Consider the following 26,480-nt stretch of genomic DNA (forward strand, 5'->3'; position numbering starts at 1 on the left):
ATTTTATTCTTCTCTATAACCGTTTCTGGCTCTTTGCATCCAAACCACTAAACCAATGACAAAGCAAGCTCCGGCTGGTAAAATCATTACGCCATTACCTACATAACTGTCTCCGAGTAATTTATATCCGAAAAGTGATCCAGAACCTAATAACTCTCTGAAAACTGCTGTTATCATCAAGATAGCTCCGTAACCTGCACCATTTCCTATACCATCAAGTAAAGAAGGCCATGGTTTGTTGCCCATTGCAAAAGCTTCAATACGACCAAGCAAAATACAGTTGGTAAGAATCAAACTTATGTAAACGGACAATTGCTTAGATATGTCATAAGCATATGCCTTGAAAACCTGATCAATAATAACAACTAAGGTTGCTGCAACCATTAATTGTGCGATAATTCTAACCCTGTTTGGAATCAAATTTCTCATAAGAGAAATGATAAAACTTGATAATCCAACAATAATAGTTACACCAACTGCCATAAATAGAGCTGGTTTCATTTGCACTGTTACAGCTAATGCAGAGCAAATACCAAGTATTTGTACTGTAACCGGGTTATCAGCATCTAATGGGTTTGACAGGAGTTTTCTATTTTTTTTGCTGAACAAAGGTTCAGACTTGTGCTTGATAGGTTGTTCTATACTTTCTGTGCTCATAATTTACTTTGTTGTTAATTTAGAATTTAAATAAGCAGTATATGCTTGTAAATATGTCTCAAACATTACGTTAATGCCTTTACCTGTATTGGTTGCACCTGATAGACCATCAACTTTATGAGGTTCGTTTTCAAAAGCTTTGATGCTCACTTCGCCTCCACCCTTTTCACCTTTTTGCATGGTGATAGTGATAATATTGCCTTTGTCATCTCTAATTGATTTCCCCTTATATCTATCAGCAATTTGCTTTTCAGACATACGTGCTCCCAATCCGGGTGTTTCGCCTTTGTTATCTAATACAACACCTTTAATTGTTTTCATATCGGGTTCTATAGCTACATAAGCCCAAATGTCATCATAGAGTCCATGTCCATAAAATGGGAGTACAGTATATTCAACTTCTCCTTTGTCATTCAATATTTCATAGACAGGAAGATGTCTTTCTTTTAGGTCTTTTCTGTATTCATCAGATACTTTCACAGTTGCTTCGCTCATATCGAGTTCTTTAGAATCAACAGAAACTACTTTAGTCTTAACTTTACTGTCATATAATTTGTTGATTTCTTCTTTACTCATAGTTGACACATCAAGGAAAGTCCCCAGAATAGATTTCTTTTTCTCCAACTCAATATTTGCAATTTGAGCAGGTTTTAAACTTTCAGAAACGAAAGCAAGGATAACAGCTGAAAATACAGACAGCGTTATCATAAAAATTAAAATGTAAGAATTAGTTGGTTTTGGCACGGCTTAATCTCCTTTTTTTATTAGCTTCAATTACGTAATAATCTATTAATGGTGCAAACACATTCATTAATAGAATGGAAAGCATCATACCTTCCGGGTATGCAGGGTTCCAAGCTCTAATCATAACAGTTAGAATCCCTATAAGTAACCCGTAAATAATTTTTCCTTGTTCAGTTTGTGAGGCAGATACAGGATCAGTTGCCATGAACACTGCACCAAATGCAAATCCCCCTATAATTAAATGTTCCCAAGCCGGTAGTTGCATAAAGGCATTGCCACCGGGGATGAGGTTCATAAATGTCCCCATTAAGAATCCTCCTGCAAAAACAGAAACGATGATTTTCCAACTGCCCACACCGGTTATTCCCAATATGAGTGCTCCAATTAAACAAGCAAGTGTGGATGTTTCTCCAATTGAACCCGGTATTGTACCTAAAAATATATCCCAAGTTGAACTATTAATAGGGGTAGCAGAAGCCAAGTCTGCAAGTATTGTTGCTCCTGAATAAGCATCCGGTTTTCCTGCAATCCATACATCTCCTGACATTGCAACTGGATAAGCAAAGAACAAAAATGCACGGGCTGTTAGTGCCGGATTTAATACGTTCATTCCTGTACCGCCAAAGACTTCTTTTCCAATAATTACACAAAATGCAGCACCAACCGCAACCATCCATAGCGGTATGGTTGGAGGCATTACCAACGGAATTAACATACCGGTAACTAAGTACCCTTCATTAACCGAGTGTCCTCTGAGTTGTGCAAAAATAAATTCGATTCCTAACCCTACTACATAAGATACAATGATGATTGGGAGGACTTGCATGATACCATAGTTGAATTGTTGCATGAAAGTCGCTTCAATTCCTAAAGCTCGGAAGTGTTGTAATCCAACATTCCACATTCCAAATAATAGTGCAGGAAACAAGGCAATGATGACTGTCATCATTGTGCGTTTCAAATCAATCCCGTCTTTTATGTGTGTGCCACTATGTGTTGTGTGTCCGGGGACAAACAAGAATGTAGCAAAAGCATCATAAGTAGAGCCAAGTTTCTCAAACTTGCCTCCCTTTTCAAAATAGGGACGAGTAATTTCTAATTTTTTTCTAAAAAACTCTTTCATTGTTTTTATGACTCACTTTCTAAATAAGTAATTGCTTCTCTTAATATTTGTTGTAAAGGCATCTTAGAAGTGCAAACGAATTCGCAAAGAGCGATATCTTCTTCCACTATTTCATAAATACCCAAGCCTTCCATATTGTTAATGTCGAATGTGTAACATGCCTTCATAAGTTGTAATGGGAGAATGTCCATTGGTAAAACCTTTTCATATTCACCGGAAACAACAAAGGCTCTTTCTTCACCATGCATATTGGTATTTACATTATACTCAGTTTGAGGGTTCATATAAGATGTAAATGTTTTTGAAAGCGAAGGTCTTTTATAGCTTGGGAATAACCAGCCGAAAAACTCAGGCTCTGTACCTTCTTCTATTACCGAAATTGAAGTATGAAAAGTGCTAATAAACCCGTTGATATCAATTTTATCTCCTGTCAAAGGGTTGCCACTGATAATACGAACAGCCTTGTTCTGGATGTTGTTTTCCAATACCTTACTTACTTGACAGCCAATATTTGATTTAAAATAACCTCTTTTGTTTACTAAGTTGCCTGATATTGAAAAGAATCTTGAAGTGTCATACACACCGTTGTTAAACAAACGACCAATAGTAACTAAGTCTTGAGCATTAACAGTCCAAACGGTTTCATCTTTGTTTATGGGAGCAGTATGATGTATTTGAATTCCAACATTGCCTGCCGGATGAGGACCATCAAAATATGTAATGACAACATTGTGCAATTTTTCAAATATGCTATGACCTTTTTGCGCAACAGAAAGACCTACGTAAATCTTGCCTTCAGTGATTTTGCTCAAAGCATCTATTGCGGTTTGTAATTGCTGCTCTTCTCCGGCCACTGCAAATTCTAAATCGGTAGCATAAGGAGATGAATCAAATCCGGAAATAAAAATGTTCTTTGGTGTTAATTCTGTTTGAGGCACCTTGTTAAAAGGACGTTGACGAATGAGTGTCCAACATCCGCTTTGTAGTAACTTAGATTTAATCTCCTCTGCGGACAGTGTACTTGGATTTGCTTTGCCGAAATCAACAAATTCATTCTTAGCATCAGCGAGAATATGGATTTCTAATATAACCCTTCTTTCACCTCTTACAATCTCTACAATTTCACCGCTAACCGGAGAAGTAAAAATTACTTTATCATCCGCTTTATCATGAAAAATAGGAGAACCGGCTTTTACTTCAGAACCTTGTTCTACCATTAGTCTGGGGATGAGTCCTTTAAAATCAGGCGGTTTTACCGCGAATACACGAGATGAAAACGAAGGAAGCTCGAATTTTGTAGCTGTCCCGGTGAGTTTTATATCGTAGCCTTTTCTTAATTTTATTGTGTTTGACATGCCTAAGCACTTTTTAAAACCGCTGCGAAATTAGATGTTATCTTCAATCTGCAAAGTGAATTTTGGATAAAATGTTATTTATATGATGCTATTGCTTACACTTCTTTTACGCATTAGCTTCTGCATACATTTCTATGGGAGGACAAGCGCAAATTAAGTTCCTGTCACCATAAGTACTGTTTACTCTTGAAACCGTAGCCCAAAACTTGTTTTGCAAAACAAATGATGCCGGATAAGCTGCTTTTTCTCTGCTATATGGATGCGCCCATACATCTGCAATTACAGATTTAGCTGTGTGGGGTGCATTAACCAACACATTGTCTTCTTTTGGCATCATTCCTGTTTCGACTTCTCTGATTTCTTCTCTGATTGATAACATAGCGTCAATAAACCTGTCAAGTTCACCTTTTGACTCACTTTCTGTTGGTTCAATCATCAGCGTATTTGGTATCGGGAAAGACAGGGTTGGTGCATGGAAGCCATAATCCATAAGCCTTTTTGCAATATCTTCTGCTTCGATACCGCTGGTAGCTTTAAATGGTCTTATATCAAGAATAAATTCATGTGCAGCATATCCATTTTTGCCTGAATATACTGTTTGATAAACTGTTTCAAGGCGTGCTTTCATATAGTTAGCATTCAGTATAGCTATTTGTGTAGCTCTTTTTAATCCAGCAGCACCCATCATTTTGATATAAGCATAAGAAATTAGAATAATGTTAGCACTGCCAAATGGTGCAGCAGAGACTGCTCCAATTCCTTTATTACCACCTGTAGAAACTAAAGAATGTCCGGGTAAGAAAGGAACAAGGTGAGAAGCAACACAAATAGGACCCATACCCGGTCCGCCTCCTCCATGAGGTATGCAAAAGGTTTTGTGTAAATTCAAATGACAAACATCTGCTCCGATATTGCCGGGGCTGGTTAAACCTACTTGAGCGTTCATGTTCGCTCCATCCATGTAAACTTGTCCGCCATAAGAATGGATCAGGTCTGTTACTTCTTTTACTCCTTCTTCAAATACCCCGAATGTTGAAGGGTAGGTGAGCATTAGACATGCTAAGTTGTCTTTGTTTGCTTCCGCTTTGGATTTTAAATCTTCAAAGTCAATATTTCCTTTTGTGTCTGTTTTAACAACCACCACTTTCATCCCTGCCATTACTGCACTTGCCGGGTTTGTACCGTGTGCAGATTCCGGAATCAATGCAACATTCTTATGTGCTTCACCTTTGTTTAAAAAGTATTCTCTAATGACCAAAAGTCCGGTATATTCACCTTGTGCACCGGCATTTGGCTGCAGTGATACACCGGAGAATCCTGTGATTTCTGCTAAGTCATTTGAAAACTCTTTTAAAAGCTCGGTATATCCTTCTATTTGATCAGCAGGACAGAAAGGGTGTAGGCTATTAAACTCTGTCCATGTAACAGGAATCATTTCTGTTGTTGCATTCAATTTCATTGTACAGCTACCTAATGAAATCATGCTTTGGCATAATGATAAGTCTTTGCTTTCTAACCTCTTTATATATCTTAACATTTGATGTTCGGAGTGATGGCTGTTAAACACCGGATGGGTTAAGTAAGCAGAGGTTCTTACAAATTCTCGCTCCCAACTTAATTCACTGTTTTCATGGAAAGTGCAAGTGTGGTTTTTGCCTGCTGTTTGCGCAAATAAATTCACTATTGTTTGAATATCTTCTTCTGAACTTGTTTCATCAATCGAAATTCCTATATGATTGTTTTCAAAGTATCTAAAATTAATATTTGCACTGATTGCAAAGTTTTTAATTGCATTTAAATTAGAACCTGCATCTATATATAAGGTGTCAAAGAAATTTTTATTTACTTGTTTAAAACCGAGTGATGTAAGTGCATTTTCAAGTGATTTGGTTAGGAAATGAACTTTAGAAGCAATAGCTTTTAAACCGTTTGGACCATGATATACAGCATACATGGATGCCATGATAGCAAGTAGCACCTGAGAGGTACAAATATTACTAGTAGCAGCTTGTCTTCTAATGTGTTGTTCTCTGGTTTGCAGTGCCATTCGCAGTGCAGGGTCATTATTTGCATCAATTGAAACGCCTATAATACGACCGGGAACCTGTCTTTTATATTCATCTTTTGTGGCAAAGAATGCGGCATGAGGTCCGCCAAAACCCATCGGTACGCCAAACCTTTGCGTAGAACCAATTACACAGTCTGCACCCCATTCAGCAGGAGGGGTTAACATGGTGAGCGCTAACAAATCAGAACCGGCACACACTAAAATATTTGCAGCATGACATTTTTCTGTAAATGATTGATAACTCACTATGTTTCCTGTGTTGTTAGGATATTGAATATAGGCGCCAAAGAAATCAACCGAAGGGGAGAAAGTATTATAATCGCCAACGACAACTTCCCATCCAAGAGGCAGTGCACGTGTCTTGATTACATCTATAGTTTGTGGAAATACTTCTTTATCAACAAAAAATTTAGTAGCTGATTTATTTACTGAAAGATTCTTGAACATGCTCATTGCCTCAGCAGCAGCAGTAGCTTCATCTAATAATGAAGCATTCGCGATTTCCATTCCCGTTAGCTCGATGATAAGTGTTTGGAAGTTTAATAGAGCTTCAAGTCGTCCTTGAGAAATCTCTGCTTGGTAAGGAGTGTATTGTGTGTACCATCCAGGGTTTTCCATGATATTGCGTAAAATCACACCCGGAGTGTAAGTGTCATAGTATCCCAATCCAATGTAGTTTTTGTAAACTTTATTTTTTGCACCAATTACTTTAAGCTTTGCGAGCAATTCATTTTCTGAAATTGCCGGAGCAAGATTGAGTTCTTTTGCAAGACGAATATTCTTAGGAATTGTTTTGTTAATTAATTCATCTACTGAATTTAAGCCTAATGTTTTAAGCATCTGCTCTACTTCGCTTTGGTTAGGTCCGTTATGCCTGTCAACAAAGCTGTGAAAGGGTTGAGTTGATAATTTCATGATTGATTTTTGGTTGTGCAAAAGTAGTATTTTTTAACATGAAAAAATGGGTGTTAGTTTTTATCCTTTTATTAACAAATTGCACTGTGTTTCTTTATTTGGCTTTACAATTAATGATTTGTCAAGAAGTTGTTTAAAGTCGTCAATTTTCAACATAACACATCTTTGGTTATGCAATTCAAGTTTGTGCGTTTAAAATAAAAAATTAGTTTTGCCGTTTACAAAAAATGCAAAATACCCTTCAACCCATACTCAATAAGGTAGGATATTTAATGAAGCGAGGCTTTTTAATATTGAGCCTTTTCGCTCTGCATACCACAATTCTTGAAGCATCTGAAGGAGATAAAGTCAACTCAATTAATCGTATTGATAGCTTAACAATGCAGTTATTGCGTTTTGATTCTAAGTTTGAGAATAAGATTAATGTATTTGAACAACCCATCACAGAGGAGTTGTTTTATTCTAAAATGAAAATGTTGGGCAGTAGGTTTGATTTTAAATACAATGCTGATGTTGCGCGTCAAATTGGTTTTATGACCAATCCGGCAAGCACATTTATGGCTAAAACCTTACCTAATAGTGTTACATATCTTCCAATCTTTAGTGAGGTTTTAGACAAAAGAAAGTTGCCGGATGAAATTAAGTATCTTGCGGTAATAGAATCTGCGCTAAATCCCAATGCGGTTTCATGGTGTGGCGCGACTGGTTTGTGGCAGTTTATGCAGGGGACAGGTAGGTTGATGAACTTGCAAATAAATGGTGAAATTGATGAACGTAAGGATATTGTAAAATCTACAGAGAAGGCTTTCTCCTATTTAGAAAGTATGTACACATTGTATGGTGATTGGTTTATGGCGCTTGCTGCATATAACTGTGGTCCGGGTAATGTTAACAAAGCAATTGCACGTTCAGGAGGCAAAAGAGATTATTGGTCAGTTAGAAAGTTCCTTCCGCGCGAGACACAGCAATATGTACCAAAATTTATTGCAGCAGTTTTTGTAATGAACTTTGTTGACTTGAATTCACTTTTCGCTTGTGAGGATAAGTATTATAAAATAGTTCCTGTAGAATTATCAAAGCCGATGAACCTTAACTTAGCCTCAGCTTTATTGGACTGGGAACCGGGTTTTATTAGTGAATATAATGCCTTTTATAAAATGGATTTTATCCCTGAATTTTACAATGATAAACGCCTTTACTTGCCGTATTATGCAGCAATGCAGTTTATTGAAATGGAGGAGTTTATTTATTCTGTTCAGGATAATTTAGTATTCAGCAATAATTACCAAAGTTCAAAGAAATTGGTATATCACAAAGTACACAAAGGCGAAACCCTGTATCGTGTTGCTTCTAAATACAATGTTACTGTTGATGATATTATTCGTTGGAATAAACTTAAAAAGAAAGTAGTTTTTGCGGGTCAATCACTCAAAATCTATAAAACCGTTACTCCTGATGTGAATGTAAATTTTGCAAACCAAGAATATGCTTATTATGTCGTTTTAGACGAATATGAAACATTAGGAGCTATTTGTGAGAAAATCGGAATGTGTGACTTTGAAAAAACAATCGCAAATAATGATATTATTTCAGAATGTGATTTGTTGAGCAGAGGTACTGTTATTAAAATTTACCCTAAATGCCAGGGGCTATGAGATTTGTTGTAGTATCACTCATTGCATTATTTTTTGTTTCTTGTTTTAATGATTCACCGGTTGTAACATCCAAAGGTGAACCTGGAAGATTAGTTTTAGTTACTTCCGATCAACTATATCATGAAATTGATTCAACATTAGATAAAGTGTTTTATGAGCCGCAACCTTGGTTAGCAATGTCTGAAGCGTACTTCAAACTATCCAAAATGGATAAGGATGCCTTTAAAAGAAGTTTCATGGAGTATCAAACAATTTTGTTTTTGATAACTAAAGAGAATTACGAAGAGTTTAAAATCTTAGTACCACAAATTGCATCAGCTGACTTAGAAGCATATTTTAATGATGAATCAGGTATGCCTATTCATATTAATAATAAATATGCAGAACCTCAAAAGATTTACTTCTTATTTGCTAGGGATGCAGCCGAAATGAAAGAAAAGCTGCTTAAAATACAGGATAATTTATTAACCACTCTTTATAACAATGAAGTCAAAGATTTTGCGCTTAGATTATTTCCTAATAATGCTGATACATCCAATGCAAAATTTAAACAAATTAAATCAGTCTTAGGAAGTGGAGTTGCCATACCCGACAATTTTGAATTATTGAAAAAGTCAGGAGAGTTCTATTGGTATGGTGAACGTTTTTCAAACGAACAACAAGGGATATTTTGCTATCGCGTTCCATACAGCGATACTGCACAATTCAATGATGAATATCTATTTAATTATAGAGACAGTATGATGAAAGCACAAGTGCCAGGTCCAAGAGAAGGAACTTACATGACTACGTCTGCAAGTGATGTTTATCCAAGGTTCTCCGAATATCAAACTATAAATGGACTTTATGCAAAAAAACTAAGAGGTTGGTGGACTGTGCAAGGTGAATTTATGGGAGGTCCTTATGTGCTTTATGCTGTCTTGTCAAAGGATAACCGATATATATTTTTCTTCGAAGGATTTATTTATGCTCCAAATAAATCAAAATCAAAGAATCTGAGGACATTGGAGGCTTTAGGATATACGATTCAATGATACAAAAGAAAAGAGTTGTTATTTTCGCTTCAGGGAGTGGTTCCAATGCAGAACAGTTGTGTAGGAAGTTTAAATTTCATAAATCAATCGAAGTAGTAGCAGTTTTTACCAATAATCCGCAGGCTGGAGTAATAGATAGAGTTTCAAAATACCATATTCCGATTTATCTGTTTTCTAGAATCGAATTTAGAGACTCGGATGTAGTAGCAAATGAGTTATTAAAACTCAAAGCTGATTTTATTGTGTTAGCAGGATTTCTATGGTTAATTCCGCAGAAATTGATCCATCTTTTTCCGGAAAGGATTATCAATATCCATCCGGCACTATTACCCAAATATGGAGGCAAAGGAATGTACGGGATGAATGTCCATCATGCAGTTATTCAGGCAAAAGAAGAAAAGTCCGGTATAACAATTCACTTAGTTAATGATGAGTATGACAAAGGCAGAATCCTTTTTCAAGCGGAAATTCAAATTGCTCCCCAAGACACACCCGGAACGCTAGCAGAGAAAATTCATGCGCTAGAGTATGAAAATTTTTCAACAGTTATTGAAAGATATATTACTTCCTATCATTAACATTCCGACAGTTGCTATATTGTTACGTGTCAAATGTGGATATGTAAGTGTTTTGATAATGACGTACAATTATTATAAGTGATTATATTTGCCGGTCAATAATTAAATTATTCTCAATGAGGGAGTATTAGTTATGTTATGTAGTTGTTGTTGAGAGTAATTATTTTGAGTGCAAGTTATGAAAAATATACAAGTCTTTTATGTCATTTTGGTTATTTTTGGAATAATATTTAGTGTTAATAATAGCTGTTCTGCACAACAGTATATTAATGCTTATGCAAAAGTAACAAATGTTAATTCTGTTACCAAAGTTTTAACTTTAAGTACAAGTGCAGGTGAATGCGATTATACAAATGACACTTTTAATGTGGGTGAACAAGTAATGATTTGGCAAGTCCAAGATGATGTAATCGGTTCGAATACTAGTGATACATCAACATTCGGAGATCTTTCAAGTATCAGTAATGCCGGCAAGTTTGAAATATGTGTTATAACCAATCGTACGATGAGTGGTCCTAATGTGAGCACGTTGACGCTGGATAAAATTGATAATTCTTATAATATTGGCTCAAACTCTTCTGTACAAGTAATTTCAGTGAGGCATTTTGTTTCATATACTACAACAGGGGATTTAACAGCTTTGGCTTGGAATGGTAATATTGGTGGGGCGTTGATCATGGTTGTGGATGGCACTCTAACGCTTAATCATAATATTAATGTAGATCGTAAAGGGTTTAGAGGTGGAGCACCAGGATGGAATACAGCCTCTGGAGATTGTAATTCAAGCGAAGAAACACGCTATATTGAAAATAATACTTACTATGGTGAAAAGGGTGAGGGAATCTATAGAGATACTAATTCGACCTTTAATAATAGAAGAGGAAAAATATTAACAGGCGGTGGCGGTGGCAACTATCATAATGCAGGAGGCGGTGGTGGCGGAAACTTTTCTGCCGGGGGATTAGGTGGAAACGGTTGGGGAGGTGGCAATCCTTCTTTTAATGGGTTGTGTACATATACATCCGGAGGGATTGGCGGTATTGCTTTGCAAGGGCACATAGCTCCCGATAGATTGTTTTTGGGTGGAGGCGGTGGTGGAGGTCAAGGGAATCAATCGCCCAATCAAGCAACAAAAGGCGGTGATGGTGGAGGAGCAATCTTTATTCAGGCAAATACTATTGAAACTGCATGTTCCGGAGGTCCTTTAGTAATCAGTGCAAATGGAGAAAGTGCAAATCCAACGTCAGGAAATGATGGAGGAGGTGGCGGTGGTGCTGGTGGTACGATTGTTTTTAATGTAAATAATTGGAATGCAATTAGTGCTTGTGTGTTAAATATTTCTGCAAACGGGGCAAATGGTTCAAGTGTTATTCATACAGATGCACATGGAGGAGGAGGAGCCGGTGCCCAAGGTGTAGTGGTTTTTAGTACTCCGACAATACCAACGAATAATATTAATACAACTACACTCAATGGAGCACCAGGGCAGAATTGTAATGGTTGTACATCCAATACTGCAGGTAGTGCATCCAATATTGATAATCAAGGAATTTTTACATTTTGGAAAACCCCCTTACCGGTAGATTTACTTTTCTTTAGAGCTACATCTGTCAATAATGAGGTTGCTTATATTGATTGGGCTACTTCTATGGAAATGAACGCCAGTCATTTTACTATTTATAAAAGTACTGATGGAGTTCATTGGAAAGAATTGGGACAAGTTGAGGCAGCAGGTAATAGTAACCAATATCATTCTTACCAATTATATGATAACGACCTGCTTACAGGAAAAAATATTTATAAACTCAAGCAAACTGACTTTAACGGTCAAACTGTGGAGAAAGGTCTTGCTTCTATCTTTGTGATTTCTCAGCTTAAATCATTCGAGATATTTCCTAATCCTAATAATGGTAACTTTACTGTTACATTCAGTGATGATGTTGCCGGAGCTAAGGTTGAGATTTTTAATCCATTAGGACAACTCGTGTCTTCTTTTGGACAGAAAGACCATAGTACAGAAGTACAACTACCTGAGTTAAAAGGTATCTATCTGGTCAAAATTCAAATAGGAGAAAAAATTACGTTAAGTAAAATAGTAAATCAATAACTAAAGATAGCTATTGATTCTTTTTCAATGCTAAAATTGAGAAATCAGTCTGTTCAGCAATAATTGTGTTAGAGAGCCTTCCAAGACCTGTAACTTCCATTTCCACCACATCATTGGGTTGGAGCCATTGAGGTTTGTAACTTGGGTCATTCAACAAGCCTGTCCCATTTAATTCCAAGAAACAACCGGTTCCTACTGTGCCGGAACCAATCACTTCACCAGGGAAAATATTTACTCCGTATGCACATCTTTCAATAATCTCTGCAAATGTCCAGTCCATGTCAGCTGCGTTGCCATGAGAAACTAACTGTCCATTAACCCAACATTTCATATCGAGGTTGTAATTATTGCCGTTGTGCCCCGGTTTGGCAGCAGTTTTATACTTTGCAAGCTCATCTGGTGTAACCAGCATGGGACCAATTACAGTTGAGAAATCTTTTCCTTTTGCAGGACCAAGATTCAGTTTCATTTCCTCCATCTGTAAAGTGCGCGCACTCATGTCGTTCATAATCGTGTATCCGAAGATATACTCGTCTGCATTTTCGGCTTTTACATTACGTCCATTTTTACCTAAAACAACCGCCACTTCTAATTCGAAATCAAGTTTTTGGAAATGATCAGGCATGCAAAGAATTTCACCGGGTCCTTGAACTGCATTGTGGTTGGTAAAATAGAAAATAGGGTATTCGTCAAACTCTGGAATCATTTCTACTTTGCGATTCCTTCTGGCTGCTGCAACATGTTGTCTAAAAGCATAGCCATCTCTTGTGCTAACCGGATTTGGAACAGGTGCCAACAGTTGTGTGGTCTGAAAGTCTAATGCAAATTCCATATATTTTCCTGAAGAAACACTTTGCTCCATCGCTCTTATTTTATCTAAGGTAGCATTTCCCGCTTTAATGATGCTAAGCATATCATCAGGGATTGAGTTGTCGATGGTGTGAATAGGTAAAATGTGATTATTGCTTACAAATCCAACATGAATTTGATTGTTTTTGCTATATGTTATGAATTTCATTTTTTGATTTTATGTTTGATTTACTTTAAATAATCTTTGAGTTTCTCAATGTTCTTTACACTCATGTTATCTACTGATTTTGCATTTGAGAGCAAAATACTCGCCCAATCGAGAATATAAATTATTCTAAGAATTTCTTTCAGATCAGAACCTTTAATGTCTATTTTGGTAACTGAATTGCCATTTGTATGTAGCAAGTCTTCTAAGAATTTGAATCGCATGTTTACTCTGGAATTATTGCCTGAATTCAAAAACAAGATGTTTGCATTTAGATGACCATAAATACTTTCTGTTACATTATGATTCACTTCAGGAAGTACAAATGCGAAGGCTTGCCCTTTTGCATTTTCTTGCACCTGCTGGCAAAATCGAGTGGCAACACCTGAATAATATTCATCGCAAAATACATGGATTGGCAGTTGAGGAGCGTTGCTCCACTGCTTGAATAATACATTTGCCGATTGTTGTAGTACGTCTTTGTTAGCGTAAATTTCTAAGCTGTCCTTGAGTTCTTGTTGTATATTACTACCAAATATTTTTCCAAGAATTAGCAAGTTCAAAGCGAGCGAAAAACCTAATGCCATTCTAGGTTGGTAACCCTTTGGTACCATGAAAAATGGAAGATTGTACTCTTTAAGTTTTGTTGCGAGCTCACCTCCGGAACAGATCCCAATGATTTGACAATTTGCTTGATGTGCACGTTCAAACATTGCTAAGGTTTCTTCTGTATTTCCTGAATATGATGATAAGACTACCAATGTATTTTGATTGATATAGTTTGGGAGGAAATAGTCCGAATATACTTCTATCGGGCAGTGTGATGTTTGAAGAAAGTAGCCTCTTGCAATTCTCCCACCTATACCGCTGCCTCCAAGACCACATAATACAATGTTTTGAATAAGCTTTGAAGGAACTTTATTTTCATCAAATTCTTTGAGAGCATATTGAATCTGTTCTTCAAAGGCTATTAATGAGCTTTCGTGTGTTATCATAAACAATAATAGGCGGGCAAAGATATAAGTTTAAGTGTTTTGAAAAAAATGTTACACAAAGGAGGAAATCAGCGTTTACTGTCTCTTGTAAACGGCAGGCTGTCAAGTGAAATAAAATCTTTCTTTTGGAAAGCAAAATGTGCAGCCATTGCAATCATTGCTGCATTATCTGTGCAATATTCAAATGTTGGAATCAATACTTGCACATTCGTACTGTAACCTAAGGACACTAATTTTTTTCGTAAATCTGAATTGGCAGAAACCCCTCCCGCTATTGCAATGCTCTTAGGGCTGTATATTGTTTGTGCCTTATGTAGCTTGTCAATAAGGTAAGAGTTAATTGTATGTTGTATAGAAGCACAGAGGTCATGGATATGTTGATTAACAAAGTCAGGGTGTTGTCGTTTTTGCTTGTTAACAAAGTATAAAATGGCAGTCTTTAACCCACTAAAAGAAAAGTCCAATCCGGATACTTTTGGTTCCGGAAAGGAAAATGCAAGTGGATTGCCTTGTTTTGCAAGTCTGTCTATATGTTGCCCACCCGGGTAGGGAAGTCCTAATAATTTTGCAGTCTTGTCATAGGCTTCTCCGGCAGCATCGTCAATAGTCTGTCCCAATAGTTCAAAATCAGTGTGGTTTTTTACAAAAATCAATTGGGTGTGTCCGCCTGATACTAATAAGGTTAAGATTGGGAATTGGGGTGTGGGATTGTCAATAAATAGTGCTGAAATATGTGCTTGCAAATGGTGTACCCCAATCAAAGGGATTGATAAACTCCATGATAAACCTTTGGCAAAGGTATTCCCAACCAATAATGCCCCAAGCAAGCCAGGTCCTTGTGTAACTGCAATAGCATCAAGGTCTTGAAGTAACTTGTCAGCTTTTTTTAGAGCCTCTTGTGTAACCGAACTGATATATAAATCATGGTTACGTGAAGCTAATTCAGGAATTACGCCACCATATTGTGAATGAATTTCTTGTGTTGCTATTATATTGGCAAGTATTTTGCCACCTGAAATAATTGATGCTGATGTTTCGTCACAAGAGGTTTCTAAAGCTAATAGAGTGGGGGACACGGCTGAATTTTAATTACTTTTGCAAAGTTTGAAAGTGGGCACAAAAATAAGAAAAATACTGCGTTGGACTTTGATTGTCTTTCTGTCTTTGCTTGTGCTTTTGTTTATTTTCTTAAATACAAAAACTTTTCAAAATATTGTACTGAAGAAGTTTGTAAATGGCGTGTCACAAGATTTGGGTGTTGAGCTCAGCTTTTCTGATTTTGCTTTTTCTTTACCTAATACGATTAGTCTCAAAGATGCATTTGTGCCAGATCAGAAAGGGGATACACTGTTTTATTTAGGTGAGGTAAAAGTAGGTCTACGAAGTATTAATATATTTAAGCATTATGTTGGTATTGGAAAAATTAGCATCAAAAATGGTTATATTAATTTTGGCACACATTCAGGTGAGCGATATGCAAACCATAAATTCTTCTTTGACTATCTAAGTCCTCATCGATATGACACTATTCCTTTGAATCGTCCTATTTGGACAATTTATTTTGATAAAATTCAATTTGAGAATACTCGCTTTAGGCAGTTTGATGAAGATTTAGCAGGTGAGCTTGTTCCCAATGTGTTTAATTCACATGATATCAGATTTAATAAGATTAATGGCGAGTTAGAGAAATTCAAGATAGTAGGAGATTCTCTGAATTTTATAGCCAAACATTTAAGTACAGAAGAAAGGTCCGGTTTGGTGGTAGAACACTTTGAAGCTGATTCAAGAATTTATGATAAAGGACTTGAGTTTGATAATCTTCGTTTGCAAACACCTAACTCAAGCGTAGGAAATTCCTTGTATTTTAACTACGATGGCTTCCCTGAATTGGCTGATTTTGTTCAAAAAGTCCAAATGAAGGGCGATATTACGAATAGTTTTTTGGCAATCAAAGATTTGCTGCCTTTTGGCTCAGGCTTAAAAATATTTGAGAAATCAGAATTCAAAATAGAAGGAGATGTTACCGGCACTATTGCAAGAATGAAATGTCGTAATGTAAATATTACGAGTTTAGATAATACGACATTGAAAGGCAAGTTTGATTTTACCGGTTTACCGGACATTCAAAACACGTACTTGAATTTTACTATTGAGCAACTGCATTCTGTGCCAAAAGAACTTTTTAAAATCCTGGATATTGCTGATATGCCTCCGGATTTGAATCGTTTGGGATACATTGAATATACAGGGAGAATGAATGGATTCTACAACAACTTTGTGGCATTTGGATTGGTTGGCACTGAATTAGGGTCTGTTAAAACCGATATTAACCTTGATTTTAGAAATGGTATTGAAGACGCACTCTATTCGGGTAAGATTACATCACAAGGATTTAATCTGGGTAAGTTTATTGCGAATCCCAATGTTGGGCAAGTTGAGTTAGCTGCTCATTTGCATAATGGCGTTGGATTGAAACCGGATAAGTTTTCATTTGATATTCATGGAGATATTGCAAAAATCCAAATATATGGTTATCCCTATAAAGCAATTAAGGTTGAAGGGAATTTTACGCAGTCTTTGTTTAAAGGGAAAGCTATCGTAAAGGATCCTAATTTGAAACTTGACTTCGATGGTATTATTGATATGAAAGCCCACGAAGAGATGTCTGATTTTACAATGCAGATTTATGACATGAATCTCAAGGCGCTTGGGCTGGACACGATAGAGTCAGGCTTCAAGGGCAATATGTTGCTTAGTACAAAGGGATTTGATATTGATAAAATTACAGGTATGCTCCATACCAAAGGGATTGAAGTCTATAGAGGTGATAAACGTTTTGCCATTCATGATTTTAATGTAATTGCGGATTTTGATGGCGAGAAGCGGAATGTATCATTAGTAAGTGATTTGGCTGATATTGAACTCAAAGGACAATATAATTTTAAAATTTTGCCTGATGCATTTCAAAATTTTATATCCAACCTGTTGCCTGGTATTGTGAGTCCGGCTAAACGGAAAACACCCGCTGAAAGAATTGATTTCTCAATTTCTTTGAAAGAAATGAATAAGGTTGCCACACTTTTTGATATTGGGTTAGAAGTTGGCAGAGGTAAAATACAAGGTGCTTTTAATTCGCAAAAGAAGATTTTTGGGTTAAGAACTTCACTTGACAGGCTTGTTGTGGGAGGAGTGAATTTTGGAAATATCAATCTTAGGGCAAGGAAAGGTGAGGAGAAAGATATGACGCTTAAAGTGTCGTCAAGCATTTTCTTTGATGGAGTCAAATACAAAGCGGATAGTGTAATAGTGGATGCTGTTGTGGTTGAAAACCTGATTTCCTACCAATTATTTGCAAAAGATATTGCCGATGCTATTACCTTGCAGAACAAAGGCCGATTTTCTTTCCACTCTTTGCATAAAGCAATCTTGTCAATAGAAGATGTTGTGTTGGATTTGCAAGGCAAAACTTGGAATCTTAAAGATACTTCCGGTATTATGTTAGGTTCAGAGTTTTTATTGTACCCAATCGAACTTTATAATGGCGAAGAGAGTGTAAAAGCAGAATATGTTGGTTCTGTTGGAAGTAGAAAAACTACTTTGAGTTTGCATAAGTTTCAGATTGAGAATATCAATGGGTTTATCCCTGATAATTATCCGAATTTCTTTGGTGAAGGCAATGGCAATATTGACTTTAGACCCAAGGAGAATGGAATGTTAGAAATTGTGTCTGATATCAGTATCCAAAATTTTGCACTGAATTCAGATACTGTAGGCACCATTGCACTTAAAACAACAAGGGTTAATGCCTACCAAAATGAAATAAATTGTGAAATCAAAAGTGGTATTTTTAATGGTGTTAGCCTAATCGGGACGATTGGTAATGCTAAAAAGTTTGATGAACTGAACTTGATGTTAGGAATGCCACAATCCAATGTGTCTATTTTTGGTCAATTTCTTAAAGGAATTTCAGGGTTAAAAGGTCAAGTAGGAGGTAGTGTACTCATAACAGGTGTGCCTTCAAATCCTATTCTGAATGGAAATCTTTATGCAAAGGATGTGAGTTTTGTTATAGATTACTTAAAAGTCCCATTTGTTATTAATTCCAAAGTAATCGTAGAGCAAAACAAAATCACCCTTGATCAGGGCTCTACAATCAAGGATGATAAAGGGAAAGTTGGCAATATTACCGGAGTTCTAAATCACTCCAATTTTCACAAATGGAATTACAACGTGAAGATAGATAATCTAAAGGACTTTCATGTATTAGGAACCTCGCGCAAAGACAATGACTTGTATTACGGAAATGCCTATGCAGATGGAAACGCTGTAATTTTTGGAACTTTTGAAAAGTTTAATATTTCAATGAAGGCAAAATCAAGACCCGGTTCGTTAATTATTATGCCTATTGGAAGCACAGAGGCTGCAGGTCCTGTATCTTATATCTCTTTTAAATCCCATACTCAAGATACTGCGGTCAAAAAACAGTTAGATGTAGGATTCTTGAATACCATGTTAATCGAAATGGAAATTACACCGGACATGGAACTCCAGCTTGTGTTGGACGAACAAACCGGTGAGACAATCAAAGGTGCAGGAAGCGGGCGTATCACTATGGAACTTGGAGAAGATGATGTGTTCACAATGCGTGGAGGAATTGTAGTTGACAGAGGGGATTACAATTTTGTTGCTTTTAATAACATGGTGAACAAACGTTTTTTTATTGAGAAAGGAGGGACTATTAAGTGGGATGGAGATCCTCTGCAAGCCACCATCAACCTCGTTACCTACAATATTCAAAAAGTTTCGCCCAATCCATTACTGGGCAGATCGTCAGGAAGCAGTGGCTCCAGCCAATCACTCACTATGGTTCAAGCTCGAAGTGAGATTAAGATTAAAGGCAATTTATTTTCTCCCGATATTACTTTTGAATTGCAAATACCTGATTTGGCAGACCAAGGAATGAGTGAACTATCCAGTGTGCTCCAAAGGATTCAAGGAGATTATGACGAGGTAAGTCGTCAAGTATTCAGTTTATTGGTATTTGGTAGCTTTATGACACCTACTTTTGTTTCAACCGATATAGGGAATTTGGCGCTTAACCCACGTTCAATGGTGAACAATGGTATTGCAGACTTAATTTCAAGCCAGATTGATGCTTGGTTGTCGCAGATTGACGATAGGTGGTTGGTAGATTTTAGTATGACGAATGTTACACCGGACCAACGAGCGGATATGATTTTTAAGTTAGGGAGGAAGTTCGCCAATAATCGCTTTGTAATTGATGTTACTTACGGTACCACACAGTTTGGGTATGCAAACAACAGTTTTAACATGGAATATTTGGCTGCAAAAGATGGCAGAGTCAGGTTGAAAGTGTTTTCAAAAAATCAATCCATCTATAGTGATGCGAATATTGCTGCAGCACCGGTTAATACCTTTGGTTTTGGGGTGTATTATAGAAAGGAGTTTAATAGCCTGAGAAAGTGGCAAAGAGTGGACACTTTGCCCGTTTCCCGTCCGGATACTGTTGCACCCAAAGATTCGTTCAAAGGTTCTTTCATGGATTATAAAAATAATACAAACAAAGCCAGTCTATCATTGGGAATTGAGATGTCTCTTGTGAAGCTGAATTTCCTTACGATATGTTTTGTGAAAGAGGAGGAACTTTTCATGTCATGAGGAGCATTTAGAAAATCAGTGTTTGTTTTCATTGTTTTATAGGCTGAAATTCCTTTTTATTCTTACTTTTGTGTTGCAAGATTGAAGCGCCATTTATGGAAATTGATTTTTCTAGATATGATTGTATCCACTGTAAATCAAGAGATTGTTCAATCTTGAAAAACTGTAATTATGAAACCTTGCAAACTCTCAGCACATTTAAAATTTGCGGTGTGTTAAAAGAAGGTGAAGCACTCTTTGTCAAGGGAGATGAGATTAAAGGTGTATATTTTATCAAAGAAGGATTTATTAAAATTGAATCAATGAGCAGGGGGAACAGACCTCTGATTCTTAGGGTCGTAGGTAAAGGTTCCATTCTTGGAAGTCGTATCAACCTCAACGAAAAACATAAACATCACACATTTTCTGCAGTAGCCGGTTCGGAAGTCGCTTATTGCTATGTGCCTAACATTGTCTTTAAAAACATCGTAGCCCGATCATCTGTGCTAAGACAAGAAATTTTAGACAAGTCTATAGAAGAATTACAATTTGCAGAAATGAAAGCCGTTAATTTGGCTATTAAAAATGTGAGAGAAAATCTGGCTGAAGCCTTGTTAATGTTGGCTGAAGTCTATCAATATGAGGGAGAGTATCAAAGTTTTAAAATTAATTTTCAGCGACAAGATATTGCTGATATGATAGGCACCACCAAGGAGCAAGTTTCTAAAATTTTAAAAGATTTTGAAAAAGAAGGCTTAATTAAATGTAAAGCCAAGAAATTTCAATATTTGAATGTCAAAGGTCTGTTAGCTCTTTCTACCGGTACAAATTATGATGAAATAGCCAATAGCGCTGTGTAACCCCCTTTCCCCTTTCTTATTTTCTTCATTTGAGATTCAAAAAATACGTTTTCGTATTTTTTGATACATTTTTATGCCGTTTTATGCTCTGTTCATCCGTTGCGAAAATAGCTTTGCCGATGAGTTCTCAATATTTACTTATAAAATATCAATCAACATGGAACAAGAACAACAACAGCAAGAACAAAAGAAAGTTCCCTTTTACAGAATGATAATGGATGATTTTATGCTATTATTATTCTTAGGGGTTACTATTTACGCCATTTTCTACCTTTTATGGGGAGTTATGGAATTATCAAATCTTCCGTCAATTCCGGATGAAATCAAACAGAATCTTATTAAATAATCATCTAAAAAAATTTAAACTATGAGTCTATTAAGTCCAAAAGAAGGTTGGTACGACACGAAGGTCTCTAAAGATGAAAAAATGTGGATGGTAATCGCGCTTATCCTCTGCATTGCAATGTTTGTATGGATGATTTTGTGGCACGTGTATGGCAAACAAAATCCTTCAAGCATTACTTATCGTACTACAACAACTGAATTTGCAAGGCTGAGCGAAGCCTATATTAAACGCAATATGGTGGGCATGGATAACGGTGTGCCGGTTGTTCGCCCTGAGCCAAACAGTGATGTTTTCCTATTGGCAGAAATGTGGAGATTTAGTCCTGCCATGATTTTAATTAAAGATCAATCTTATAATTTTCATATCGCTTCCAAAGACTTGGTGCATGGTTTTTCGTTGCAACCGGTTAATATGAACTTTCAGATTTATCCGGGCTATGACTATGTATTAAAATTTACTCCAACAGAAACAGGAGAGTTTAAGATTGTGTGTAATGAGTTTTGCGGCATCGGACACCATACAATGATTGGGAAAATTATTGTAATCGAAAAAGAGGAAGAACTTGCACAGTTTGGCTATGATAAGTTTTTGAAAACTCCGGCTCCAATCATTGAGGTGAGTGAAGATAAACCTTTGTCTGAAGAACAGATGATTACCTTAGGCGAACAATTATACAATCTTAAAGGTTGTGTAGGTTGTCACAGCACGGACGGCTCTGTTTTATTAGCTCCTTCTTGGAAGGGATTGTATGGTAAATCTGAAGATATTAAGGAAAATGGCAAGAAATCGACTGTGGTTGTTGATGATGCTTACATCAGCGAATCAATCAGAGAACCTCAAAAGAAAATTACAATCGGTTTTGAAAACACGATGATGCCTCCTACTCAAATGACTGATATGGAGATACAGCAGATAACAGCTTTTATTAAATCAATTAAATAACCCCTCTTAAAAATTAAAAATTATGTTTAGAACATGTGATATAACCGGATTTAAAGTTGACCTAAGGTCAGAAAAACTTATCCGATACAATGCGGTTTTTGCTGTCATTTCATTGTTGATGGCGGTTGTTGCCGCGCTTTTATTAGTATTTACAAGATATCAACCCATTCACTTATTGGGTGCGGAGTGGTATTATCGTTTGGTAACATTCCATGGTTTGAATGCGCTCATATTTTGGATTATATTTTTTGAAATTGCCGGCTTGTACTTTGGCTCGACAGTCATTTTAAACACCCGATTCTGTTCCCCAAAAACAGGGTGGTGGGCATTTGCACTTATGGTAGCCGGATTAGTGATGTCAAATGTGATCATCCTGATGGGTAAAGCAGATGTCATGTTGACTTCATATACTCCTCTTAAAGCACATCCGCTCTATTATCTCGGAATTATTTTATTTGCTGTGGGTGCTTTGATTGGTGTCATATTGTTTTTTGGTAATCTAATGATTGCAAGACGTGAGAAGACCTATGGCGAAACAATGCCGTTAGTGGCTTATGGACTTATGACAGCCGCAATTATTGCAGTTATTACATTGGCTTCAGGTGCGCTAATCTATATTCCTACTTTCTTGTGGTCTTTAGGTTTGATTGAAAATGTTGACCCTGCAATGTATAAATTGATTTGGTGGGGCTTAGGCCATTCTTCACAACAAATTAACGTGGCTGCAATGGTGTCCATTTGGTATATGACTTCCTTCTTAACGGTGGGGGGGACATCTATTAATGAAAAGGTGTCGCGTTCTGCTTTTGTACTTTACATTTTATTTATCTGTTTGGCATCTGCTCACCATTTGTTGACTGACCCCGGAGTAAGTAGTGCGTGGAAGGTATGGAATACCAGTTATGCAATGTACCTTGCTGTGCTTGCTTCCATGATTCACGCTTTTGCTGTTCCTTCTTCTTTTGAGGTGGCTCAACGCAAATGGGGATTCAATAAAGGTTTGTTCCAATGGTTAGCAAAAGCCCCTTGGGGAAATCCTGCCTTTTCTGCAGTTATTTTAGCAATTATTGGTTTTGGTTTTATTGGCGGAACTACAGGTGTTATTTTTGGAATGGAGCAAACCAACATTATTGTACATAATACTATTGCAATTCCCGGACACTTTAAAGGCACTGTGGTAATTGGTACTACATTGACTTTTATGGGTATTACTTACTATTTAATTCCTCTCATTTTTAGAAGGAAGATTGTTGGTTTTAAACTTGCCCAATGGCAACCTTGGTTGTTCTTTATTGGCATTGCGATGCTTTCTATTGGTATGATTGTTCTTGGACAACTTGGAGTGCCAAGAAGACATTGGGACAATACATTCTCAGGCGGTCCTTTTACACACAATTTTAACCCTGCCGTTGACTTTTTCTGGGTGATTACAATGTTGGGTGGTGTACTTGCATTCCTTGCTACTCTGATTTGGATTTTGATTGTTGTATTTTCTGTATTCTGGGGTCCCAAAGTGAATGGTCCACAAGATATGCAGCTTACAATTTCACCGCTTCCTCCAGAAGGCAAACCGCATAAGGGCTTTGAAGCTCCAGGTACCCTTGTGCTGACTTTCTTATTCTTGTTAGTCTTTCTTGCACTCTTCTTCCTGAATTGGAAATGGCTGGCTGCAACATGGAACGTTAATTAATAACTTGGAAGGGTTGTTGTGTTTGCAATAACCCTTCTTTTAAACTTGGTTTATGAGGAAACTGATTGTGTGTTTGGTGTTTGTTTGGCTTTTGACAAGTAGTTTTAATTTGCCAAACGAGAAGAAGTATCTTGCGCAAAAGGTAGCAGATATTCCCATGTTTAATTCCAAAGGTGAAATGCTGTATTTTTCGTCCTTATTGAATGACAAGCCTATTATTATTTCACCTGTTTATACTCGTTGCTATTCAATCTGCGGCATTGTTACTAGCGGAGTCCAAAATGTAGTAAAGGATTTAGAGGGCTTGGGCAAGGATTATAGTGTGATAAGTTTTTCTTTTGATAGTACTGAGACCCCAAAAAGTCTTGCAGTCTATGAAAGCCGCTGGATACTGGACGGGACAAATTGGCGTGCACTCTCCGCATCACCCGAAAATATTAGAAAGTTTATGACTTCAATAGGAGTGGAATATGATTTCATACCTGCAACAAATGAATATAATCATCCACCTATTTTAGTGGTACTTACCCCGGACGGAGCAATATCTCGCTACATTTACGGTGTTAGTCCCTCTGTTAAAGATCTAAAAATCTCTGTGATGGAAGCTCAAGCTAAGAAAGTGCGTCCCGGACTTTTTACAGGATTTTATCTTAGGTGTCTCAAATATGACCCTTTATTACAAACGTATAAAGTTGATTGGCGGTTTGTTATCGGAACCACTGCCGGTCTGCTTATTATTTTTCTCGTTACCAGAATGTTTATTAAATCCTTTATTATCAATTAATCATGAATAAACCTCAATCAGAAGATTCGAATCAAAAAAATATACATACACACGGACATCAGATTTTTCAAAAATTCGCAACCCTATTTGGCAAAATTTTCTCTACCGAACTAAATCCCCTCTATCATCTTGGAGGTATTGCAGTTATTATGTTCACAATTGCTTGTGTGTCGGGAATTTATGTCTTTATTTTTTATAACATTAATCCTCGATTAGCGTGGGAGTCAGTAGATGCTTTATCTGCTAATGTTTTTAATGGATACATGCGAACTGTGCATAGATATTCTTCTGATTTGTTAATGATATTTATGACACTCCATTTTATTCATACCTTGCTAACATCTAAGTTTAAAAGGTTGGTGTCATGGATTAGCGGAACGATTTCTATTATGGTTGTATTGATTATTGGGATTACGGGCTTTATTTTGGTTTGGGACCAAAAAGCTAAGTTGACCGGATATCTGACTGCAAAACTTTTTTCGGCTTTGCCAATTTTTGACCCTTCTATTGCCGGAGCATTTTTGATGAATGATTTGAATACGGTTGGAGGTTTTTTCAAGGTTACGGTGTTTGGACACATTGCCTTGTCATTGCTTACTGTATTTATTATTTGGATACATGTAATGCGCATTTCCAAGCCAAAGATATTCCCTCCTAAGCAACTCACACTTTATACTTTGATTGCATTAACCGTCATTTCATTAGTGTTTCCTGTAAAAAGTGACCCACCTGCTCAAATGTCTTATCTGCCCACTCAGACGACATTTGATTGGTATTATTATTTCGGTTATTATTTTATGAAGGTGTCAAGCATTAACATGAATTGGGTTTATCTCATTGTTTCAGGTTTGTTTCTAGCTTGTATCCCATTTATTTTTAAAAGAAAAGATAATGCTCCGGTGCAGATTGATTTGGATTTATGTGATGGTTGCAACCTTTGCTCCTATGACTGTCCTTATGAAGCAATAGACATGATGGATAGAAATGGCGAAAGAAAGGCTATTTTATCTCCTGACAAGTGTGTGGGTTGTAATATTTGTATTGGTTCTTGCAAGGAACATGCAATCACACATTCACTTTTCCCTCAATTACATGTTGGAGTCGAGTACTTGAGAACTGATGTTACTTTGTTCAGTTGCAGCTATTTTCCGGAGCCTGAATTGCCTCAAGATTTAAATATTACGCATTATAGAGTGCCTTGTATTGGCAGTGTTTATCCTAGAGAAGTTCAAGATATGTTGGATAATAATACAAAGAAAGTTGCGCTCTTGAGTTGCGAAGATTGTTATTATAGATTAGGAAAAACATGGACAGTCAATAGGTTTTCACGCAAAAGACCGCCTTTGTTCTCTAAAAAATATGATGCAAGTAATGTTAAGTTGTTTACGCTTACTCAATATTCAAAAGAGAGACTGGCTGCATTTTCACATGGGCAAGAGTCAAATGGAGGGTATAATGAACCCGAAGTAGCCGATAACAAAAAGAAACGCCCCATTTTATCAGTATTGGTGATGACACTCTTTTTTGCATTGATGATTCCATTGAGTAGCACTACTATTCATTTCTTTAATCCTAAAGAGAAAACATTGATTGTAAACTTTAAATATATCTCAAGTCCTGAAGAATATGAACAAAGTACATCGGGTGCTGCACACATGAGAACATTGGCTCCGGTAGTCAAAAAACGCAGTGATGTGGTTTTGAATATTTATTCATCCGCAGATAAAAAGATGCTGTACCAAAAGGTTTATAAGCCACGTGGGGTGCGGAGTGATATCGCCATGTTTATTTATTCTCAATTGGTTCTTGATGAAGATGCTGTGGATGTTGAGATGCATGAAGTCGCCTTCCCTGAAATTCGCTACAGAATTGATAACATTTCGTTAAAGGAAGGAGATGGGACTTTTGTTATTTTTAAAGATGGAGCTTTACATGAAGTAAAATAGATTGTCCT

General features: G+C 36.8%; 19 protein-coding genes. 11 read left to right on the top strand and 8 right to left on the bottom strand.

From position 1 onward, the window contains the following. Positions 1-3 precede the first annotated feature (3 nt). From M0R38_05140 to gcvP, 5 genes are all read right to left on the bottom strand, one after another. Complete coding sequence (locus tag M0R38_05140; GenBank protein ID MCK9481130.1) at positions 4-657, bottom strand: NADH:ubiquinone reductase (Na(+)-transporting) subunit D; 654 nt, start codon at positions 655-657, stop codon at positions 4-6. A gap of 3 nt (positions 658-660) precedes the next feature. Beyond that, positions 661-1,401 (bottom strand): NADH:ubiquinone reductase (Na(+)-transporting) subunit C, encoded by a 741-nt coding sequence (gene nqrC / locus M0R38_05145; protein ID MCK9481131.1) that lies wholly within the window; start codon positions 1,399-1,401, stop codon positions 661-663. Further along, positions 1,385-2,524, bottom strand: a complete 1,140-nt coding sequence (locus tag M0R38_05150) for an NADH:ubiquinone reductase (Na(+)-transporting) subunit B (protein ID MCK9481132.1) — start codon at positions 2,522-2,524, stop codon at positions 1,385-1,387. The genes nqrC and M0R38_05150 overlap by 17 nt, the downstream gene beginning before the upstream one ends. Positions 2,525-2,529: 5 nt before the next feature. Further along, entirely contained in the window at positions 2,530-3,879 is a 1,350-nt protein-coding gene (locus M0R38_05155; GenBank protein MCK9481133.1) for a Na(+)-translocating NADH-quinone reductase subunit A, read from the bottom strand. 106 nt (positions 3,880-3,985) lie between these two features. Continuing rightward, positions 3,986-6,862: an aminomethyl-transferring glycine dehydrogenase gene (gcvP, locus tag M0R38_05160; protein ID MCK9481134.1), complete on the bottom strand. Its 2,877-nt coding sequence runs from the start codon at positions 6,860-6,862 to the stop codon at positions 3,986-3,988. 272 nt (positions 6,863-7,134) lie between these two features. On the opposite strand from gcvP, the gene M0R38_05165 reads away from it, so the two are divergent. From M0R38_05165 to M0R38_05180, 4 genes are all read left to right on the top strand, one after another. Next, entirely contained in the window at positions 7,135-8,517 is a 1,383-nt protein-coding gene (locus tag M0R38_05165) for a transglycosylase SLT domain-containing protein (GenBank protein MCK9481135.1), read from the top strand. Next, positions 8,514-9,551, top strand: a complete 1,038-nt coding sequence (locus M0R38_05170) for a DUF4837 family protein (GenBank protein MCK9481136.1) — start codon at positions 8,514-8,516, stop codon at positions 9,549-9,551. The genes M0R38_05165 and M0R38_05170 overlap by 4 nt, the downstream gene beginning before the upstream one ends. Then, positions 9,548-10,129, top strand: coding sequence for a phosphoribosylglycinamide formyltransferase (locus M0R38_05175; GenBank protein MCK9481137.1), 582 nt, complete (start codon positions 9,548-9,550; stop codon positions 10,127-10,129). Before M0R38_05170 ends, M0R38_05175 begins: the two co-directional genes overlap by 4 nt. 178 nt (positions 10,130-10,307) lie before the next feature. Next, entirely contained in the window at positions 10,308-12,236 is a 1,929-nt protein-coding gene (locus tag M0R38_05180) for a T9SS type A sorting domain-containing protein (GenBank protein ID MCK9481138.1), read from the top strand. A 10-nt stretch (positions 12,237-12,246) separates the two neighbouring features. Here M0R38_05180 and M0R38_05185 read toward each other — a convergent pair whose 3' ends face one another. The 3 genes from M0R38_05185 to tsaD all read right to left on the bottom strand — a co-directional run bounded on the left by M0R38_05185 (position 12,247) and on the right by tsaD (position 15,322). Beyond that, positions 12,247-13,254, bottom strand: a complete 1,008-nt coding sequence (locus tag M0R38_05185) for a fumarylacetoacetate hydrolase family protein (GenBank protein ID MCK9481139.1) — start codon at positions 13,252-13,254, stop codon at positions 12,247-12,249. Between the two features lie 20 nt (positions 13,255-13,274). Continuing rightward, positions 13,275-14,246 carry an SIS domain-containing protein gene (locus tag M0R38_05190; GenBank protein MCK9481140.1) on the bottom strand — a complete coding sequence of 324 codons (972 nt, stop codon included), beginning with the start codon at positions 14,244-14,246 and terminating at the stop codon, positions 13,275-13,277. A gap of 68 nt (positions 14,247-14,314) precedes the next feature. Continuing rightward, positions 14,315-15,322 carry a tRNA (adenosine(37)-N6)-threonylcarbamoyltransferase complex transferase subunit TsaD gene (gene tsaD / locus M0R38_05195; protein ID MCK9481141.1) on the bottom strand — a complete coding sequence of 336 codons (1,008 nt, stop codon included), beginning with the start codon at positions 15,320-15,322 and terminating at the stop codon, positions 14,315-14,317. Between the two features lie 163 nt (positions 15,323-15,485). Between tsaD and M0R38_05200 the strand changes: the two genes are divergently transcribed. The 7 genes from M0R38_05200 (at position 15,486) to M0R38_05230 (ending at position 26,472) form a co-directional block, all read left to right on the top strand. After that, complete coding sequence (locus M0R38_05200; GenBank protein ID MCK9481142.1) at positions 15,486-19,925, top strand: translocation/assembly module TamB; 4,440 nt, start codon at positions 15,486-15,488, stop codon at positions 19,923-19,925. A 95-nt stretch (positions 19,926-20,020) separates the two neighbouring features. Continuing rightward, positions 20,021-20,764, top strand: a complete 744-nt coding sequence (locus tag M0R38_05205; protein ID MCK9481143.1) for a Crp/Fnr family transcriptional regulator — start codon at positions 20,021-20,023, stop codon at positions 20,762-20,764. 73 nt (positions 20,765-20,837) lie between these two features. Next, on the top strand, positions 20,838-21,110 hold the full coding sequence (locus tag M0R38_05210) for a hypothetical protein (protein MCK9481144.1): 273 nt from the start codon (positions 20,838-20,840) through the stop codon (positions 21,108-21,110). Between the two features lie 21 nt (positions 21,111-21,131). Beyond that, positions 21,132-22,052: a c-type cytochrome gene (locus tag M0R38_05215; GenBank protein ID MCK9481145.1), complete on the top strand. Its 921-nt coding sequence runs from the start codon at positions 21,132-21,134 to the stop codon at positions 22,050-22,052. 22 nt (positions 22,053-22,074) lie between these two features. Continuing rightward, positions 22,075-23,742, top strand: a complete 1,668-nt coding sequence (locus M0R38_05220; GenBank protein MCK9481146.1) for a cbb3-type cytochrome c oxidase subunit I — start codon at positions 22,075-22,077, stop codon at positions 23,740-23,742. Between the two features lie 52 nt (positions 23,743-23,794). Beyond that, positions 23,795-24,526 (top strand): SCO family protein, encoded by a 732-nt coding sequence (locus M0R38_05225; protein MCK9481147.1) that lies wholly within the window; start codon positions 23,795-23,797, stop codon positions 24,524-24,526. Positions 24,527-24,528: 2 nt separating this feature from the next. Continuing rightward, positions 24,529-26,472, top strand: coding sequence for a 4Fe-4S binding protein (locus M0R38_05230; protein MCK9481148.1), 1,944 nt, complete (start codon positions 24,529-24,531; stop codon positions 26,470-26,472). Positions 26,473-26,480: the final 8 nt, after the last annotated feature.

This window comes from Bacteroidia bacterium, assembly GCA_023228875.1.
Classification (GTDB): Bacteria; Bacteroidota; Bacteroidia; order NS11-12g; family UBA955; genus JALOAG01.

Coding starts and splice junctions, on each gene's coding strand:
- M0R38_05150 (MCK9481132.1), bottom strand. CDS start 2,524: ATGAAAGAGTTTTTTAGAAAAAAATTAGAAATTACTCGTCCCTATTTT.
- M0R38_05225 (MCK9481147.1), top strand. CDS start 23,795: ATGAGGAAACTGATTGTGTGTTTGGTGTTTGTTTGGCTTTTGACAAGT.
- M0R38_05165 (MCK9481135.1), top strand. CDS start 7,135: ATGAAGCGAGGCTTTTTAATATTGAGCCTTTTCGCTCTGCATACCACA.
- M0R38_05175 (MCK9481137.1), top strand. CDS start 9,548: ATGATACAAAAGAAAAGAGTTGTTATTTTCGCTTCAGGGAGTGGTTCC.
- gcvP (MCK9481134.1), bottom strand. CDS start 6,862: ATGAAATTATCAACTCAACCCTTTCACAGCTTTGTTGACAGGCATAAC.
- M0R38_05155 (MCK9481133.1), bottom strand. CDS start 3,879: ATGTCAAACACAATAAAATTAAGAAAAGGCTACGATATAAAACTCACC.
- M0R38_05220 (MCK9481146.1), top strand. CDS start 22,075: ATGTTTAGAACATGTGATATAACCGGATTTAAAGTTGACCTAAGGTCA.
- M0R38_05215 (MCK9481145.1), top strand. CDS start 21,132: ATGAGTCTATTAAGTCCAAAAGAAGGTTGGTACGACACGAAGGTCTCT.
- M0R38_05210 (MCK9481144.1), top strand. CDS start 20,838: ATGCCGTTTTATGCTCTGTTCATCCGTTGCGAAAATAGCTTTGCCGAT.
- M0R38_05170 (MCK9481136.1), top strand. CDS start 8,514: ATGAGATTTGTTGTAGTATCACTCATTGCATTATTTTTTGTTTCTTGT.
- M0R38_05185 (MCK9481139.1), bottom strand. CDS start 13,254: ATGAAATTCATAACATATAGCAAAAACAATCAAATTCATGTTGGATTT.
- M0R38_05230 (MCK9481148.1), top strand. CDS start 24,529: ATGAATAAACCTCAATCAGAAGATTCGAATCAAAAAAATATACATACA.
- M0R38_05140 (MCK9481130.1), bottom strand. CDS start 657: ATGAGCACAGAAAGTATAGAACAACCTATCAAGCACAAGTCTGAACCT.
- M0R38_05205 (MCK9481143.1), top strand. CDS start 20,021: ATGGAAATTGATTTTTCTAGATATGATTGTATCCACTGTAAATCAAGA.
- M0R38_05190 (MCK9481140.1), bottom strand. CDS start 14,246: ATGATAACACACGAAAGCTCATTAATAGCCTTTGAAGAACAGATTCAA.
- M0R38_05180 (MCK9481138.1), top strand. CDS start 10,308: ATGAAAAATATACAAGTCTTTTATGTCATTTTGGTTATTTTTGGAATA.